Annotated in this window: 17 protein-coding genes; 4 read left to right on the top strand and 13 right to left on the bottom strand. The window is 65.7% G+C overall.

Annotation, left to right across the window (positions count from 1 at the left end):
• Nucleotides 1-114: 114 nt before the first annotated feature.
• From AB5S05_RS03390 to AB5S05_RS03360, 7 genes are all read right to left on the bottom strand, one after another.
• The gene (locus AB5S05_RS03390) at nucleotides 115-576 is read right to left on the bottom strand and encodes a YehS family protein (RefSeq protein ID WP_369286032.1); all 462 of its coding nucleotides are present in this window, start codon (nucleotides 574-576) and stop codon (nucleotides 115-117) included.
• Between the two features lie 62 nt (nucleotides 577-638).
• On the bottom strand, nucleotides 639-1,349 hold the full coding sequence (locus AB5S05_RS03385) for an rRNA pseudouridine synthase (RefSeq protein ID WP_369286031.1): 711 nt from the start codon (nucleotides 1,347-1,349) through the stop codon (nucleotides 639-641).
• A gap of 127 nt (nucleotides 1,350-1,476) precedes the next feature.
• The gene (locus AB5S05_RS03380) at nucleotides 1,477-2,178 is read right to left on the bottom strand and encodes an ABC transporter ATP-binding protein (protein WP_369286030.1); all 702 of its coding nucleotides are present in this window, start codon (nucleotides 2,176-2,178) and stop codon (nucleotides 1,477-1,479) included.
• 2 nt (nucleotides 2,179-2,180) lie between these two features.
• Nucleotides 2,181-2,948 carry a high-affinity branched-chain amino acid ABC transporter ATP-binding protein LivG gene (gene livG, locus AB5S05_RS03375; protein ID WP_369286028.1) on the bottom strand — a complete coding sequence of 256 codons (768 nt, stop codon included), beginning with the start codon at nucleotides 2,946-2,948 and terminating at the stop codon, nucleotides 2,181-2,183.
• Nucleotides 2,945-4,204 (bottom strand): high-affinity branched-chain amino acid ABC transporter permease LivM, encoded by a 1,260-nt coding sequence (locus tag AB5S05_RS03370; RefSeq protein ID WP_438943532.1) that lies wholly within the window; start codon nucleotides 4,202-4,204, stop codon nucleotides 2,945-2,947. Before AB5S05_RS03370 ends, livG begins: the two co-directional genes overlap by 4 nt.
• Entirely contained in the window at nucleotides 4,201-5,124 is a 924-nt protein-coding gene (livH, locus tag AB5S05_RS03365) for a high-affinity branched-chain amino acid ABC transporter permease LivH (protein ID WP_369286027.1), read from the bottom strand. The genes AB5S05_RS03370 and livH overlap by 4 nt, the downstream gene beginning before the upstream one ends.
• Nucleotides 5,125-5,247: 123 nt before the next feature.
• Complete coding sequence (locus AB5S05_RS03360) at nucleotides 5,248-6,375, bottom strand: branched-chain amino acid ABC transporter substrate-binding protein (RefSeq protein WP_369286026.1); 1,128 nt, start codon at nucleotides 6,373-6,375, stop codon at nucleotides 5,248-5,250.
• A 299-nt stretch (nucleotides 6,376-6,674) separates the two neighbouring features.
• Here AB5S05_RS03360 and AB5S05_RS03355 point away from each other — a divergent pair, with 299 nt between their 5' ends.
• Together AB5S05_RS03355 and AB5S05_RS03350 are read left to right on the top strand one after the other, a co-directional pair.
• On the top strand, nucleotides 6,675-6,992 hold the full coding sequence (locus AB5S05_RS03355) for a DUF2288 domain-containing protein (protein ID WP_369286025.1): 318 nt from the start codon (nucleotides 6,675-6,677) through the stop codon (nucleotides 6,990-6,992).
• Between the two features lie 81 nt (nucleotides 6,993-7,073).
• Entirely contained in the window at nucleotides 7,074-7,442 is a 369-nt protein-coding gene (locus AB5S05_RS03350) for a DUF5064 family protein (protein WP_369286024.1), read from the top strand.
• Nucleotides 7,443-7,453: 11 nt separating this feature from the next.
• Here AB5S05_RS03350 and phnE read toward each other — a convergent pair whose 3' ends face one another.
• The 4 genes from phnE to AB5S05_RS03330 are packed head-to-tail and all read right to left on the bottom strand — an operon-like array spanning nucleotide 7,454 to nucleotide 10,690.
• Nucleotides 7,454-8,221: a phosphonate ABC transporter, permease protein PhnE gene (gene phnE / locus AB5S05_RS03345; RefSeq protein ID WP_369286023.1), complete on the bottom strand. Its 768-nt coding sequence runs from the start codon at nucleotides 8,219-8,221 to the stop codon at nucleotides 7,454-7,456.
• Complete coding sequence (locus tag AB5S05_RS03340) at nucleotides 8,218-9,045, bottom strand: PhnE/PtxC family ABC transporter permease (RefSeq protein ID WP_369286022.1); 828 nt, start codon at nucleotides 9,043-9,045, stop codon at nucleotides 8,218-8,220. Before AB5S05_RS03340 ends, phnE begins: the two co-directional genes overlap by 4 nt.
• Entirely contained in the window at nucleotides 9,039-9,842 is an 804-nt protein-coding gene (locus tag AB5S05_RS03335) for a phosphonate ABC transporter ATP-binding protein (protein WP_369286021.1), read from the bottom strand. Before AB5S05_RS03335 ends, AB5S05_RS03340 begins: the two co-directional genes overlap by 7 nt.
• Nucleotides 9,839-10,690: a putative selenate ABC transporter substrate-binding protein gene (locus AB5S05_RS03330; RefSeq protein WP_369286020.1), complete on the bottom strand. Its 852-nt coding sequence runs from the start codon at nucleotides 10,688-10,690 to the stop codon at nucleotides 9,839-9,841. The genes AB5S05_RS03335 and AB5S05_RS03330 overlap by 4 nt, the downstream gene beginning before the upstream one ends.
• Nucleotides 10,691-10,817: 127 nt before the next feature.
• On the opposite strand from AB5S05_RS03330, the gene AB5S05_RS03325 reads away from it, so the two are divergent.
• Both AB5S05_RS03325 and AB5S05_RS03320 read left to right on the top strand, forming a co-directional pair.
• Nucleotides 10,818-11,708: an NAD(P)-dependent oxidoreductase gene (locus AB5S05_RS03325; RefSeq protein WP_369286019.1), complete on the top strand. Its 891-nt coding sequence runs from the start codon at nucleotides 10,818-10,820 to the stop codon at nucleotides 11,706-11,708.
• A complete protein-coding gene (locus AB5S05_RS03320) occupies nucleotides 11,705-12,490 on the top strand; it encodes a hydroxypyruvate isomerase family protein (protein ID WP_369286017.1) in 786 nt (261 codons plus the stop codon). Before AB5S05_RS03325 ends, AB5S05_RS03320 begins: the two co-directional genes overlap by 4 nt.
• Nucleotides 12,491-12,506: 16 nt before the next feature.
• Here the strand turns inward: AB5S05_RS03320 and AB5S05_RS03315 are convergent, their stop codons facing one another.
• Together AB5S05_RS03315 and AB5S05_RS03310 are read right to left on the bottom strand one after the other, a co-directional pair.
• Nucleotides 12,507-14,153, bottom strand: a complete 1,647-nt coding sequence (locus tag AB5S05_RS03315) for an ABC transporter substrate-binding protein (protein WP_369286016.1) — start codon at nucleotides 14,151-14,153, stop codon at nucleotides 12,507-12,509.
• Nucleotides 14,154-14,256: 103 nt separating this feature from the next.
• Entirely contained in the window at nucleotides 14,257-16,422 is a 2,166-nt protein-coding gene (locus tag AB5S05_RS03310; RefSeq protein ID WP_369286015.1) for a putative bifunctional diguanylate cyclase/phosphodiesterase, read from the bottom strand.
• Between the last annotated feature and the right edge of the window lie 396 nt (nucleotides 16,423-16,818).

Raw genomic sequence — 16,818 nt, 5'->3', positions numbered from 1 at the left:
GTCCTAATGGCAGGGAAGGTGCCATCAGCCTAAACGCGCATGCGTCCTGGAGCAGGCACTATTGCGCTCGGGAATGCAGCGCCATCGGCGTTGCAGGTGACTCGCCGGCCTGGCTCAGCCGCGCAGGCGCAGGGTCAGGCCCCTGAGGAAGTTGCGCAGGAATTGGTCGCCACAGCTGCGGTAGTTGCTGTGGCCGACCTTGCGAAACAGCGCACTCATCTCGGGCTTGGACACCGGGCAGTCGACGCTGTGCATGATCGCGTGCATGTCGTCTTCCTTGAGCTCGAAGGCCACCCTCAGCTTCTTCAGCACCAGGTTGTTGCTGATCGGCAGCTCCAGGGGCTGGGGCGGGCGGCTGTCATCCTTGCCCCGCTTGAAGGTCACCAGGCCGTCGAGGAAATGTGCCATCAGCTCGTCGTCGCAGGGCTGGAAGCCGTCCTCGTCGTCCTTCTTGAGTACGGCACTGACTCGGCCCTCGGCGACCTGCAGGCCGCCGAGCTGGATGATATCGGCCATCTGTGCGTCGCTGAGGTCGAGGCTGTAGCGCAGGCTGCGCAGTACATCGTTGTTGAGCATGGGAATTCCTGGGAAAAAGGGGAGGGGCGCCGCGGTGGGCGCGGATGCCGCAGGCAAGATGCCTAGAAGCGTTCCTTGGCGGCCAGATAGCGCCACTGGCCGGCTGGAACCTTGGCCATCGGCACGCCACCGATGCGGATGCGCTTGAGCCCCAGCACCTTGAGGCCGACGCTGTTGCACATGAACACTATCTGCCCGGGCTGCGGGTTCTTCAAGGCAAAGCGCAGGCGGGTCTCGTTCTGCCAGCTGACCTTGCACGGCGGCAGCGGTGCACCATTGAAGCTCAGGCCGTGGTTCAGGCGCTTGAGTTCGGCGGCGCTGAGCTGGCCATCGACCTCGACCACATACTCCTGCTCGAGCTTGCTTTGGTCTTCCTTGAGCTTGCGCTCGACGCGCCAGTCCTGGGTCAGCACATGCAGGCCATCGGCACCGGCCTGCAGGGGGATACAAGGCGTCAGACGGGCGAAATGGCCTTTCAGCGGTCGTATGCCGCTGGCGTCGTCCGGCCAGTGGTCGCTCGGGGCCAAGGCCTGGGCCACGCGATCCGGGTTGTTTCCGCTCGGCACGTGCAGCAGCAACGTGACCGGCTCTACCGCGGCGGCCACCGCGTCCGGATGTAGTTCGACGCGCTGATTCAGCACCTTGAACTGCGGTTCCTCGATTACCTGGCCGTCGACCTGCACCCAGCCGCCCTCGATATACAGCTCGGCCTCGCGGCGCGAGCAGCCGACCAGTTCGATCAGGCGTTTGGACAGGCGGATGGCATCGGTCATGGAGGCGTCGTCGGCAGAATGTTGGCGGCCATTGTAACTGGCCCGGGCACCGCTGCGCGGACCAATGGGTGAACGGCGTCGATAAAAAAACCGCTCCGGAGAGCGGTTCTTCTGGCCCCAGGCGGCGTCAGCCGCCCAGGTAGGCGTCGCGTACCTTCGGGTTGGTCAGCAGGTCATGGCCACTGCCCTGCATGACGATCCGGCCGTTTTCCAGCACATAGCCGCGATCGGCCAGCTTGAGCGCCTGGTTGGCGTTCTGCTCGACCAGGAAGATGGTCACGCCATCCTTGCGCAGCTGCTCGATGATGTCGAAGATCTGCTGGATGATGATCGGCGCCAGCCCCAGCGACGGCTCGTCGAGCAGCAGCAGCTTGGGCTTGCTCATCAGGGCGCGGCCGATGGCGAGCATCTGCTGCTCGCCACCGGACATGGTGCCGGCGCGCTGGTTGAGGCGCTCTTGCAGACGCGGGAACAGGTGCAGGACTTTGTCCATCTGGGCCTGGAAGTCGGCCTTGGCGGTGAAGAAGCCGCCCATCGCCAGGTTTTCTTCCACGGTCAGGCGGGCGAACACCCGGCGCCCCTCGGGCACCACGGCAATGCTCTTGCGCATGATTTCCGGGGTTTCCAGGCCGACCAGTTCCTCGCCCTGGTAGCGGATGCTGCCGCTGCTGGCATGGGGGTTGCCGCACAGGGTCATCAGCAGGGTCGACTTGCCCGCGCCGTTGGCGCCGATCAGGGTGACGATCTCGCCTTTCTGCACTTCGATGCTGACGTCGTGCAGGGCCTGGATCTTGCCGTAGAAGGTGGAGACGTTGTTGAAGTTCAGCATGCTTACGCCTCCCCCAGATAGGCTTTGATCACGTCCGGGTTGTCGCGGATCTGCTCCGGCGTACCGTCGGCCAGGGGGGTGCCCTGGTTGATCACGTAGATATGGTCGGAAATGCTCATGACCAGCTTCATGTCGTGTTCGATCAGCAGCACGGTGACATTGTGCTGGTCGCGCAGCACGCCGATCAGCGCCTTGAGGTCATCGGTTTCGCGCGGGTTCAGGCCGGCGGCCGGCTCGTCGAGCATGAGAATGCTCGGCCGGGTCATCATGCAGCGGGCGATCTCCAGGCGACGCTGCTGGCCGTAGGCGAGGGTGCCGGCCGGGCGGTTGGCGAACTCGGTCAGGTTGACCTGCTGCAGCCAGTGCTCGGCATAGGCCATCGCCTCGCGCTCGCTCTTGCGGAACGACGGCGTCTTCAGCAGGCCGGCCAGGAAGTTGGTGTTGAGGTGGCGGTGCTGGGCCACCAGCAGGTTCTCCACCGCGGTCATTTCCTTGAACAGGCGAACGTTCTGGAAGGTGCGCACCACGCCCTTGCGGGCAATCTCGTGGCCCGGCAGGCCCTCGATCTGCTCGCCCGCCAGGCGGATGTTGCCGCTGGTGGGCTGGTAAAAGCCGGTCAGGCAGTTGAATACCGTGGTCTTGCCGGCGCCATTCGGGCCGATCATCGATACCACTTGTTTCTCGTTGACGGTCAGGCCCACCCCGTTGACGGCCAATAGGCCGCCGAAGCGCATGGACAGGCCGCTGACTTCCAGGATAGGGCGGCTCATTGTTTCAGCTCCAGGTGGGGGCGCTGCATGGGCAACAGGCCCTGCGGACGCCAGATCATCATCAGCACCATCAGGGCGCCGAACATCAGCATGCGGTACTCGTTGAACTCGCGGGCCAGTTCCGGCAGCAAGATCATCACGATGGCCGCGAGGATGATCCCCAGTTGCGAGCCCATGCCGCCCAGCACCACGATGGCGAGGATGATCGCCGACTCGATGAAGGTGAACGACTGCGGGCTGACCAGGCCCTGGCGCGCGGCGAAGAAGCTGCCGGCGAAACCGGCGAAGCAGGCACCCAGGGTGAAGGCCGAAAGCTTGATCACGGTGGGGTTCATGCCCAGTGCGCGGCAGGCGATCTCATCCTCGCGCAGCGCTTCCCAGGCGCGGCCGATCGGCATGCGCAGCAGGCGGTTGATCACGAACAGGGTCAGCAGCACCAGCACCAGGGCGATCAGGTAGAGGAAGATCACCTTGTTGATCGAGTTGTAGGCGATGCCGAAGTACTCGTGGAAGGTCTGCAGGCCCTCTTCGGCGCGGCGGTCGAAGGACAGGCCGAACAGCGTCGGCTTGGGAATCGAGCCGATGCCGTTGGGGCCGCCGGTCAGCCAGGTCAGGTTGTTCAGCAGGATGCGGATGATCTCGCCGAAGCCCAGGGTGACGATCGCCAGGTAGTCGCCGCGCAGGCGCAGCACCGGGAAGCCGAGGAGAAAGCCGAAGGTGGCGGCCATCAGGCCGGCGATCGGCAGGCAGATCCAGAAGCTCAGGCCGAAGTAGTGGGCCAGCAAGGCATAGCTGTAGGCGCCGACCGCGTAGAAGGCGACGTAGCCCAGGTCGAGCAGGCCAGCCAGGCCCACCACGATGTTCAGGCCGAGGCCGAGCATCACGTAGATCAGGATCAGCGTGGCGATATCCACCGCGCCGCGGCTGCCAAAGAACGGCCAGGCCAGGGCGACCAGGATCAGGCCGAGCACGACCCAGCGCTGGGTCGCCGGGCGGGTGAGCAGGTCACTCGCCTGGCTCGGCACGCTCGGCAGTCTGGGGAGCTGGCTCCAGGCCGTGCTCAGCTTGTCGCGCAGCAACTGCCAGACGAACATGGCGATGGCGCACGCGGCGATGGTCCATAGCACGGCCGGGCTGGCGCCTTGCACCTGCAGGCTGATGCCGACGGTGGTCAGTTTCAGGCCGAGCACCGGGTAGGCCACGGCCATCACCAGCAGGGCGCTGAAGAAGGCGGTTTTGAGGTTCTTGGCGATCATACTTTTTCCACCTCCGGGCGACCCAGGATGCCGGTTGGGCGGAACAGCAGCACCAGCACCAGCAGGCTGAAGGCGACCACGTCTTTGTACTGGTCGCCGAAGATGTCGGCGCCGAAGGCCTCGGCCACGCCCAGAACCAGGCCGCCGAGCACGGCGCCAGGAATGCTGCCGATGCCGCCCAGCACCGCGGCGGTGAACGCCTTGATACCGGCGAGGAAGCCCAGGTGCGGGTTGATCACGCCGTACTGCATGCCCAGCAGCACCGCGGCCACGGCGGCCAGGGTGGCGCCGATGACGAAGGTCAGGGCGATGATGTTGTTGGTGTTGATGCCCAGCAGGTTGGCCATCTTCAGGTCTTCGGCGCAGGCGCGGCAGGCGCGGCCCAGGCGTGAGCGGGAGATGAACAGGGTCAGACCGACCATCACCAGGAAGGTAACGACGAAGATCAGCACCTGCATGTAGGAGATCACCACACCCGTCATGGCGTCCTCGCCAAAGATGAAGTTACCCGGCAGCAGGTTGGGAATGGCTTTGTCCTTGGAGTCCTGGGCCAGCAGCACTTCGTTCTGCAGGAAGATCGACATGCCGATCGCCGAGATCAGCGGGATCAGGCGGTTGCCGCCGCGCAACGGGCGATAGGCGACCCGCTCGATGCTGTAGCCATAGGCACTGCAGACGATGATGCTGGCCGCGAAGGCGCTGATCATCACCAGGGGCAGGCTGTCCAGGCCGAACATGGCCAGTCCGGTGATGGCGATGAAGGCTACGTACGAGCCAATCATGTAAACCTCGCCGTGGGCGAAGTTGATCATGCCGATGATGCCGTAGACCATGGTGTAGCCGATGGCGATCAGGGCATAGGTGCTGCCAACGGTCAGGCCGTTAACCAGCTGTTGCAGGTAGTGATAAAGATCAGGCATTGCCTAACTCCTGGGTCGTCACGCACGGCGGCGCTTGTGGCGCAGCATGAGACCGGAATTCTTCTAATAAACAAAGCCCACTGCGTTTGCAGTGGGCTTTGGGTTCAGGCGGGGCCGCGCTTTTTAGTTCAGCGGCGCTTCGGTCTTGGTGCCGTCCTGGTGCCACTCGTAGACCACGAAGGCGAAGTCCTTCAGGTCGCCCTTCTCGTCGAAGGCGAGGGTGCCGGTCGGGGTGTCGAAGCTGTTGGCGCGCAGGGCGGCGGCCACTTCAGCGGTGTCGGTGCTGCCGGCTTTCTCGATGCCTTCAGCAATGACTTGCACGGCGGCGTAGGCCGGGAACACGAACGGACCGGTCGGGTCCTGGTTCTTGGCCTTGAAGGCCTCGACCAGGGCCTGGTTCTTCGGATCCTGATCGAACGACTTCGGCAGGGTGACCAGCATGCCTTCGGAGGCCGGGCCGGCGATGGCGGAGATTTCCTTGTTGCCCACGCCTTCCGGACCCATGAAGCGCACGTTCAGGCCCTTCTCGGCCGACTGGCGCAGCAGCAGGCCCAGTTCCGGGTGGTAGCCGCCGTAGTAGACGAAGTCGACGCCGGCTTGCTTGAGCTTGGCAACCATCGCCGAGAAGTCCTTGTCGCCGGCATTGATGCCTTCGAACAGGGCGACCTTGACGCCTTTGTTCTCCAGGGTCTGCTTGACCGCGGTGGCGATGCCTTCACCGTACTGCTGCTTGTCATGCAGCACGGCCACGGCCTTGGGCTTGATGTGGTCGGCAATGAAGTTGCCGGCTGTCGGGCCCTGCAGACTGTCCAGGCCGATGGTGCGGAACACCAGTTCGTAGCCACGGGCGGTGATGTCCGGGCTGGTGGAGGCCGGGCTGATCATCAGGATGCCTTCGTCTTCGTAAATGTCCGACGCTGGCTGAGTGGAGCTGGAGCAGAGGTGGCCGATGACGAACTTGACTTCGTCGTTGACGATCTTGTTGGCCACGGCAACGGCCTGCTTCGGGTCGCAGGCGTCGTCGTACTTGATGCCCTCGAGCATGGCGCCGTTCACCCCACCGGCCTTGTTGATCTGCTCGATGGCCATCTCGGCCCCGATGAACTGCATTTCACCGTATTGCGCGACGGGGCCGGTAACCGGGCCGGCCATGCCGATCTTGATGGTGTCGGCCGCTAACGAGTAGCTGGCAACGCCGGCCATGGCCATGGCGGCAAACAGTTTGGAAATCTGCTTAGTAGCCTTGTTCATAGTGCTCCACTCTTATGTTTTTCGTTGTTGTAGTTCTTGCGGCCAAAGCTGCAGAACCGGATAGATTTCCCCGGTCATACCCCCGGCAACTGTACCGGTGCAGTTTAGAGCGCCGGTTTACGCCTTGAAAAGCCAGCCATCGGGGGCAAAGTACGCGGGTGTCGCGTAAATGAAACAAACGTATAGAAAAACGGCGTGCCTTGGAAGCGCCTGTTCAGGCCAGGAGAATTTGCCTGGCCGGTGGCCGGCGCTATCATGGCCGATGATCATCACTAGGCTTATCCACTACAGGGCAAACCATGACAGAACACGCTAGCACCCTCTATGCCAAGCTGCTTGGAGAAACGGCACCAATTGCCTGGCAGGAACTGCAGCCCTTCTTCGCCCGCGGCGCATTGCTCTGGGTCGAGGGCGGGCAGGATCTGATCGCGGTGGCGCAGGCGGTGGCCGAAAATGATCGGGACAAGGTCTCGGCGTGGCTCGATAGCGGGCTGCTGGGCAAGGTCGACGATACTCGGGCCGAGGACCTGCTGGCGCGCGATCCGCAGCTCTGGGCCGTGGTGGTGGCGCCCTGGGTGCTGGTGCAGGAGCGTGGGCAGGCCCCGGCGCTGCACTGATCGGCCCCGCCGCCAGACAATGGCCGCGGCTGCGCCCGGTTGGACTATGCTCGCTGTTGACCCGTTTAAAGGAGTGTCCGCATGTTCGAGCCCGGCCATCTGCATCGCGCCAATCCGGTTGGCACGGCTGACCAACCGGTGTTCAGCATCGATCTGCATTACGAGGTGCGCCAGGACCCTGCCGAGGGCCCCATGCTGCATATGCGGCTGGTGGGGGAGATCGCCGGCAAGACTTTCGAGGAAGAGTTCGAACTGCACCGCGACACGGCCTTCAACTTTGCCAGCGTCGCCGCCCGGATAGCCCGCAAGCATGGCCTGCCGGCCGATGCCAGCCTGCTGCAGCGCAATCATCGGGAGTACGACCAGATGTTCGCCGATATCCGCACCAAGCTCGACATGCATGCCGGCGATACGGTCAATCTCGACCACTTGGAAAAGGACGGCCTCTAGCGCTCGGCGGGCTAGCTATTGACCCAGCGCTGGCGTGCCCAGCCGCTCAGCGTGTCCACTCCCAGCACCAGCACCAGCATGGCCAGGATCACCGTGGCGGCCTGGGCTTGCTGGAACAGGCTGAGGCTGACGTAGAGCATCTGCCCCAGGCCGCCGGCACCGACGAAGCCCAGTACGCTGGCCATGCGGATATTGTTTTCCCAGCGGTACAGCGTATAGGCGATCAGCTGCGGCCAGATGGTCGGCAGGGTGCCGTAGCAGAAGGCGGTGACGCGCCCGCCACCGGCCAGGCCAATCGCCTCGGCCGGCTCGCTCGGGCTGTTCTCAAGGGCTTCGGCGAACAGGCGCCCGAGCACCCCGCTGGTGTGCAGCGCCAGGGCCAGGGTGCCGGCGTTCGGGCCGAGGCCGGCCGCCAGCACCACCAGCGCCGCCCAGACCAGCTCCGGCACCGCGCGCAAGGCATTGAGCAGCAGGCGCGAAGCGCTCATGGCCAGCCAGCCACAGCGACCGGCAGCCGGAAGCGCCAATCCTAGGCCCAGCAGGGCGGCGAGCAGGGTGCCGATGGCCGACATGGCCAGGGTTTCCAAGGCGCCATGGGCAATGGCGCCGAGGTGCCCGGCGGAGAAGTCCGGGGACAGGAAACCGCCGGCGTAGCTGGCCATCTGGCTCAGGCTGTCTGTGCCAGCCAGGGCGCCGAGGTCGATGCCGAGGAAGTGGAACGAGCCGGCCACCGCCAGCAGCAGGGTCAGCAACAGGCCATAGTTGATCGCGCGGCTCATAGCAGCCTCGCGCGTAGCAGGCGGCTGAGCTGGTCGGCCAGCAGTACCAGGAGCAGGAAGCACAGCAGCATGCTGGCCACTTCGCCACCGGCGAACATGCGCAGCGACAGGTCGATCTGCTGGCCGAGGCCGCCGGCGCCGACGAAGCCCATCACCACCGAGGCGCGGATCGCGCATTCCCAGCGATACACGCTGTAGGAGAGCATCTCCGCCGCGGCATTGGGCAATACGCCATAGGCGAAGGCGCTCAGGCGCGAGCTGCCGGCGATCAGCAGCGCACGGTTCGGGCGCGGATCGACCGATTCGAAGATCTCCGCATAGACCTTGCCCAGCATACCGCTGTAAGTGATGGCGATGGCCAGCACGCCGGCAGTCGGACCCAGGCCGACTGCGCGGACGAACAGCAACGCCCAGACGATTTCCGGCACGCTGCGCAACACGATGAGCAGGCCGCGTGCCGGCCAGCGCAGTGCCTGGGCCCACCAAGTCGGGCGGCCGCCGCGGTGAGCGGCGGACAGCGACAAAGCGCGGCTGGCGAGCAGTGCGCCGGGAATCGCGATGAGCAGCGCCAGGGCCATGCCGGCGGTGGCGATGGCCAGGGTTTCCAGGGTGGCGCGGGCGAGCAGCGAGAGAAACTCGCGGTCATGCGCCAGGGGCCAGAAGCCGGCGAGAAAGCCGCCCATGTTGGCGGCGTTCTGCGGGTCGGCCAGCACCGCCAGGTTCAGCTCGCTGAGCGACAAGCCCGGCCATAACAGCAGCAGCGCCAGCAGGCCCAGCAGCAGGCGTGGCAGCGCGGCGGGGTCACGCAGCTGCGGCTTCAGCATCGCGGGATCTGAACGCACACCGGGGCGGCGGGCGTCGAGGCCGGCAGGGGTTGCAGTTGTTCGTTGGCATACAGCGCCTCCAGCTGGCCCGGCTGGATCGCCGCGGGCGGCAGGTCGAACAGCACCTGGCCCTCGCGTACGCCGATGATCCGCGGAAAGTGCGCCAGGGCTAGGTCGACCGCATGCAGGCTGGCCAGCAGGGTGACGCCGCGCTCGGCGGCCTGCTGGTTGAGTACAGCGAGGGTGTGCCCGGCCAGTAGCGGGTCCATGGCTGAAACCGGTTCGTCGGCGAGGATCAATTCCGGCGCCTGATAGAGCACCCGGGCGATCCCGACTCGCTGCAACTGACCGCCGGAGAGCTGGTCGCAGCGCTCGAACAGCTTGTCGGCCAGGTCCAGGCGAGCGAGTGCCGCGCGGGCGCCCTGGGCATCCACTGGATGCAGCAGATTGAGCAGGCTCTTGGCCAGCGACCACTGGCCGAGCTTGCCGGCCAGTACCGCGGTGACCACGCGCTGGCGCGGCGGCAGCGGCGGCGCCTGATGGATCAGGCCGATTCGGCTGCGCAGGCGCTGACGCTGGCCAGCGGCCAGTTGCCAGGGCTGCTGGCCGAACAGCTCGAACTGGCCGGCGCTTGGGCGCAGGCTGGTCGCGAGCAGGCGCAGCAGGCTGGTCTTGCCGGCGCCGGACGGCCCGATGATGGCGAGCCGTTCGCCGGGGCGGACCCGCAGCTCGATATCGCGAAGCGCAACCTGGCCATTGGCGTGGGACAGGCCCACGCCATGCAGGCTGATGCTCACTTCAACAGGCCGGCCGCGCGGGCTGCTTCCTCAATGCCTTGGTAGTTTTCCGCCTTGGTGGCGATGAAGCGGCTGGCCGCCTGCAGGTCGAGGATCGCCTTGTGCTCCGGATTGGCCGGGTCGAGGGCGAGGAACGCGGCCTGGATCTTGTCGCGCAGGGCCGGATCGAGGGTGCCGCGCACGGTCCAGTTGTAGTCGTAGTAGGGCGGGGTGGTGGCGATCACCTTGACCTTGGCGGTGTCGACCTTGCCGGCCGCGACCAGCTTGTCCCAGACCGAGGCGTTGAGCACGCCGCCGTCGGCCTTGCCGGCCTGGACCCAGGCCGCGGTGGCGTCGTGGGCGCCGGAGTAAGCGATGCGGCTGAAGAACTCTTCCGGCTTGATGCCGTCCTGCAGCATGAAATAACGCGGCATCAGGCTGCCGGAGGTGGAGGAGACCGAGCCGAAGGCGAAGGTCTTGCCTTTGAGGTCCTGCAGCGAGTTCACGTCCGGGTCGGCGCTGATCAGCTTGCTGGTGAACTTCTCATCCTCGGCGCGCTGCACCAGGGGCAGGGCATTGCCGGTCTTCAGGCGGGTCTGGACGAAGGTGAAGCCGCCCAGCCAGGCCAGGTCGACGCGGTCGGCGGCGATCGCCTCGACCACCGCGGCATAGTCGGCAACCGGCACGAACTCGACCGGCATGCCCAGTTGCTGTTCGAGGTAGGCACCCAGCGGCTTGAACTTGCGCAGCAGTTCGGTGGGGGCTTCGTCGGGAATGGCCGAAACCTTGAGGGTGTCGGCCGCGTGAGCGAACAGGGCAGAAAAACTAAGGGCCACGCCGGCGGCGAGCGCGAGGGTACGCTTGATCATGGGGGTTCTCCGGTTCAATAGCGGGGAAAGCGGGCGGATTATAGGGACATGTGCGCTTGAGCGCAGCTCTCATCGACTGACTTCGTGGTTAACATGGGTGCTTTCTCGAATCGTATGGAGTCTCTGTATGACGGCCTCGCTACCTTCACTCGCCTTCGCCGGCATCGGCCTGATGGGATTGCCGATGTCCCGCCGGTTGCTCGCCACCGGCTACCCGCTGACACTGTGGAACCGCTCGGCGGACAAGTGCCTGCCACTGCTGGAACAGGGCGCGCGGCGGGTCGAGCGTCCGGCCGAACTCTGCGCCGACAGTGAGGTGGTGATGCTGTGTCTGGCCAATACCGCGGTGGTGCGCGAGGTGGTCTTCGGCCCCGGCGGCATCGTCGAGGGCGCCAGGCCAGGGCAGCTGCTGGTGGACTTCTCCAGCCTGGATCCGGCGGCGACTCGCGAAATGGCCGCTGAATTGGAGGCGCGCACGGGCATGCGCTGGGTCGATGCGCCGGTCTCCGGCGGTACTGCGGGGGCCGAGGCGGGCAGCCTGGCGATCATGGCCGGCGGGAGCGAGTTGGACGTCGAGCGGGTGCGGCCGATCCTGGCCCATCTGGGCCAACGCCTGACCCGCATGGGCGACGTCGGTGCCGGTCAGGTGACCAAGGCGTGCAACCAGATGATCGTGGCCTGCAACGCCCTGGTGATTGCCGAGGTGGTGGCCCTGGCCGAGCGCGCGGGGGTCGATGCCAGCCTGATCGCGCCGGCTTTGGCCGGGGGCTTTGCCGACTCCAGGCCGCTGCAGATTCTGGCCCCGCAGATGGCCGCCAGCACATTCGAACCGGCCAAGTGGCATGTACGCACCCTGCTCAAGGATCTGGAGACCGCGGTCAAGCTGTCCCGCGAGATCGGTTCGGCGACGCCGCTCAGCGGCCTGGCCGCGCAGCTGATGCGCCTGCATGGCGGCCGGGGCAACCTGGAGCGCGATCCGGCGACCCTGGTCGAGCTGTACCGCGAGGGCGAGGCATGAAGATCGCCGCCAACCTGTCGCTGCTGTTCACCGAGCTGGCGCTGATCGAGCGTGTCGTCGCCGCGCGCGCGGCGGGTTTCGACGGCGTGGAGATTCAGTTCCCCTACGAGGTACCGGCCATTCGATTGCAGGAGGCCCTGCACGCTGCTGGCATGCCGCTGGTGCTGATCAACCTGCCTGCCGGTGACCTGATGGCCGGCGGCCCCGGGCTGGCCGCGGTGCCGGCCCGGCAGGCGGAGTTCGACGCCGCCCTGCAGGAGGCGCTGACCTACGCGGCCATGGTGCGTCCGGCGTGCGTCAATGTGCTGCCCGGCCGTTTGGCCGAGGGGCTGAGCCGCGAGCAGGCGCTGGCGACCCTGGTCGATAACCTGCGCCGTACCGCCGACGCCTTCGCCGTGCTGGGCATTCGCGTGCTGGTGGAGGCGATCAATCCGCTGGACATGCCGGGGTTTCTGATCAATACCCCCGAGGATCTCGATGCGCTGTTGCGCGCGGTGAATCATCCCAACCTGGCGGCACAATACGATCTCTATCACATGGCCCGCCAGGGTATCGACCCGGTGGCGGGGATCGAACTGCTGGCCGGGCGCATCGGCCACGTGCAGTTCGCCGACTGTCCCGGGCGCGGCGAGCCGGGCAGCGGTCGCCTGGACTTCGTGGCGGCATTGGCGGCGCTCGAGCGCGGCGGCTACGCGGGCTGGCTGGGCGCCGAGTATCGGCCTGGCGCCGAAGGCACGCGGGCAAGCCTGGCCTGGCTGGCGGCGTGGCATAGCCTGGCCTGAGCCGGCCGGGCGGCGCCTACACCAAGGGTTGGATATGGCTGTGGCTGAAGAATTCGACTCGATTGCGCCCCAGCTTCTTGGCGCGATAGAGCATCAGGTCGGCGCAGTGCACCAGTTCGCCCAGGCCCTGGCCGGGTTGCCACTGCGCCACGCCGAAGCTGGCGGTGACCCGAATCTGATCCACCAGCGGCTCGGCGGCGAGCAGGGCGCGGAATTTTTCCGCCATCACCCGGGCGTGGTCGAGGTCGGTGTGCGGCATGAGAATGATGAATTCCTCGCCGCCCCAGCGACACAGGCTGTCGGTCTCGCGCAGCTGCGCCTTGATCTTCTGCGCCAGGCCGCTGAGCACCAGGTCGCCGACGTCGTGACCATACTGGTCATTGATCGACTTGAAGTGATCGATGTCGAGAAACGCCAGGCTCAGCGGCAGGTCATGGCGCTCGGCGCGCTTGATCTCCGCATGGGCCAGATCCTCGAGCTTGAGGCGTGAGCATTGTCCGGTCAGGCGGTCGGTATTGGCCAGGCGCTCGAGCTGACTGTTGCTGCGGCGCAGTTCCTCTTCGGCTTGACGGCGAAGCTCGATCTCAGAGCGCAAGCGGTGAGTCAGGTGAACGAAGCGCAAGGCCACGCCGCCGACCAGCAGCAGGGCCGCCAGGGCGCCGGCCAGTGCGCGGTAGAGCAAGCCGTTGTCGGCTTTCGGCGGGCCCCGGTAGATAAAGCCCTCGAGGTTGACCGGCCCCTGGGCCAGGCCCAATTCGACATAGTCCTCGGCGATGGTTTGCCAGCGTCCCGGGTTCATGTGCCCGAGCTGGACCAGCTCGGGCATGATCAGCTTCTTTAATTCTCTGGCCTCGAAGCGCAGGTGTTCCAGGCTCTTGTCCGGGGCAAAGCGGCGGTGGATCAGTTGCACGCTTTCCTCGATATGCTCCAGGGCATAGCGCCAGCCTGCGAGGCTTGCCTGGGTAAAGGCCTCGACCTGCTCGGGGCGCTCCTGCAGCAGGCCTTCACGGGTGATCAGCACGTCGTTGTAGAAGTTGACCCCGTATTCGTGCGGGTCGATCAGGCGGTAGCCCACACCCTGCTGGCGCAGCCAGAAGGGCTCGTTGGAGATATATCCGTCGTAGGCGTCGGTCTTGCCGTCGATCAGGTCTTGCGGATTGAAGCTGGTGTGCTGGATCTGCAGCTGCTTCGGGTCGATGCCTTCATGGGCCAGGGTGATGCGCAGTTCGGAGCTCTCCGGTTCGGGCATCAGCATCACCCGCTTGCCGTCCAGGTCGTGCGGGCTGTAGATGCCCGAGTCGGCACGGACGATCCAGACGATCGGTGAGCGCTGCATGATCGCGGCCAGTGCGACCACCGGGTCGCCGGCCATGCGGGCGATGATCACGCCGCTGTTGGCGATGGCGAAGTCGGCTTCGTCGGCGAGCAGGGCGGCCATGGGTTTGGCTGAACCCGGGCCGCCCGGGAGAATCTCCACCTGCAGCCCGGCGTCACGATAGAAACCTTTTTCCAGGGCCATGTAGTAACCGGCGAACTGGAACTGATGCAGCCAGCGCAGTTGCAGGCGCACGTTGTCAGCCGCCCAGGCAGTCGCCGGCGCGAATGCCTGGATGACCAGCAAGACCGCGGCAAACCACCGCTGGCCTCTGGTCCGAACGAGCATGGAACACTTGGCAGGCATGGGCGCAACGACCTTTCGCAGGGTGCGACAACCAAGACGGGTAAGCCCATCGACCCCCTTTACTCTAGGAGCAGCGGTGAGCTTTTCAACCTTGCTCAAGCAGGATATGCGTCGCCTCGACAGCGGGGCGGTAGTTGTCCAGAAAACACTGCAGTTGCGCCAGCGGCAATGGCGGGCTGAGCAGAAAGCCCTGGATGAAGTCGCAGTCGTGCTCGCGCAGGAAGGCCAGTTGCTGTGGCGTCTCCACGCCTTCGGCGACCACCTTGAGGCGCAGCGAATGGGACATGGCAATGATCGCCTGGATGATCTGCATATCGGTCTGGGCGTCGGGGATATCCATGAGAAATGAACGGTCGATTTTCAGGGTGTCGAGCGGCAGGCGCTTGAGGTAGGCGAGCGAGGAGTAGCCGGTGCCGAAGTCGTCAATGGACAAGCTGACCCCCAGCGCACGGATCTGTTGCAGCAGGTTCGCGGCCTGGTTGATATTGCCCATCAGGGCATTCTCGGTGACTTCCAGTTCCAGGCGCTGGGGCTGGACGGAAAAACTGCGCAGGGCATCGTCCACCTCCTGCACCAGCTCCTCGCGCCCCAGGTTGAGCGCCGAGCAATTGACCGCCACCCTCAACTGCCGGTAGCCGCTGTCATTCAGCCGGCTCAGGTCCCGACAGGCGCGTCGCAGCACCCAGGCGTCCAGCTCGGCGACAAAGCCGTTGGCCTCGGCGATTCCAATGAAGCGGTCCGGGGCCAGCAGTCCGTGTTGTGGGTGCTGCCAGCGGACCAGGGCTTCGAGCTTGTTCAGCTCGCCACTGTGCAGGTCGAGAATCGGTTGGTAGTAGAGCTCCAGGCCGCGATCCCGGTGGATCGCGTGGCGCAGCTCTTCCTCGAGTTGCAGTTCCAGGCTGGCCTTGGTTCTCAGCTGGGTGCTGAAGAACTGCAGGCTGTTGCGGCCACTGCTCTTGGCCTGGTAGAGCGCCAGGTCGGCATGCTTGAGGAGTTCTTCGCCACTGCGGCCATCGTCGGGGTACAGGCTGATGCCGATGCTGAGGGTCATCACCATGCTGCGGCCGGCCAGGGCGAACGGCTCCTGCATGCACTGCATCACGCGCAGGGCTAGCGGCCTCGCTTCGTCCCGGTGCTGAAGAGCGGCCAGCAGGCAGAATTCGTCGCTGCCGAAGCGCGCCAGCACATCCTGATCGCGCAAGGCGCTGCGCACGCGCTCGACCACCACCTTGAGCAGTTCATCACCGGCCTTGTGGCCGAGGCTTTCGTTGATCCGCTTGAAGTGGTCGATGTCGATAAACATGACCGCCAGTGGCTGCTCCTGGGCATGCTCCTGCAGTCTTTCGCCGAGCGCCTGATTCAGGCCCTGACGGTTGAGCAGGCCGGTCAGCGGGTCGAAGCTGGCGACCCGCTGCAGCGAGGCCTGTGCCTGGCTGAGTTGCTCGAGCAGGCTGTTGATTCGCTGGGGCCAGCGCTTGTCGCGGGCCAGGCGCTTGTCGGCCCAGGCGGCGCCCAGGCTGGCGAAGATGCTGAGCAGGGCGATGCCGCCGAGGATCAGCGCTTCCAGCTGTCCAGGCTCGCCGACGCCATGCCCATGCCCCAGGGCCTGGGTAGGCGTCTCGGCAGTCAGCGGCCAACTGGCGAGCAAGGGCCCGGCAACCACGACCAGCCCCAGCAGCACACTGGCCAGGCATCTGCGCGCGGCCAGCGCCCAGCGGGCCGCCGGCGTGACTGCGCGGCCGAGGAGCAGGGCGCCAAGGCTACCGGCGATTGCCAGCAGCGTGGCGAGGGCGAAGGGCAAGGGTTGGTAGTGCGCAGGAGCCTGGACGCCAGCAGGCGCCATGCCGCTGAAGTGCATCGCGGCGATGCCAAGGCCGATACAGCTTGCGCCGAGCAGGTACTGGCCGGCATGCAGGTGGCGGCTGTTCAGGCTGTGCAGGGCCAGGGCGGCGGCGGTCGATGGCACCAGCAGGCCGATCAGCAGGCTGGCGGCCAGGCCCGGTGCAGGCGCCTGGGCCAGCCAGGCGAGCAGCTGCGGGGCGCCGATTGCCATGGCCAGGCAGCTGGCGCTCAGTGCGCGGCGAATGCGGCGGCTATCGCCGCGCGCGCTGTGACTGGCCGATTCGAGCAGCTGGAGGCTCAGGTAGCTGGCAACGCAGGCCAGCACGAGGGTCAGCAGGAGCAGCAGGGGAGCATGCACGGCGCCAAAGATAGGTGCGCCGTCGTTTGTCGGGCCAACGATAATCTGCAACGCCAAGCCATCCATAGCGCAATTACTCCCTCAATTCCGGCTAGCCAGCCCTGGCGCCATCCGTATGTCGATCAGCCCCACTGACCCGCCTGGGGCCTCATGGCGTGCTCCAGATAAACCTTCCCCGCGTCGGTGCCGTTCGCCGAGTGGCTCTGTTGGCCCCCCACTGTCAGGCTGAAGCGCCGTCGCCTGCCTCCGCTTGTCTTGTCGCTGTCAGGCTGAAGCGCGACCTGCTCAGTATAGTGATCCAGTTCACATAAACGTCGCTGCTTGGCGGTTTTGCACTGCTCTTTGGCGATTGGCCCTATTGCTGGCTGATCTAAAGGCATTGCCGGCCTGAACGTCCCTGAAGGCTTAGCGTGGCCGGATGGCTTATTCAGGTCAAGGTGCAGGTGG

The organism is Pseudomonas zhanjiangensis, from assembly GCF_041027545.1.
Lineage (GTDB): Bacteria > Pseudomonadota > Gammaproteobacteria > Pseudomonadales > Pseudomonadaceae > Aquipseudomonas > Aquipseudomonas zhanjiangensis.
This window is presented reverse-complemented; position numbering and strand designations above follow the sequence as displayed.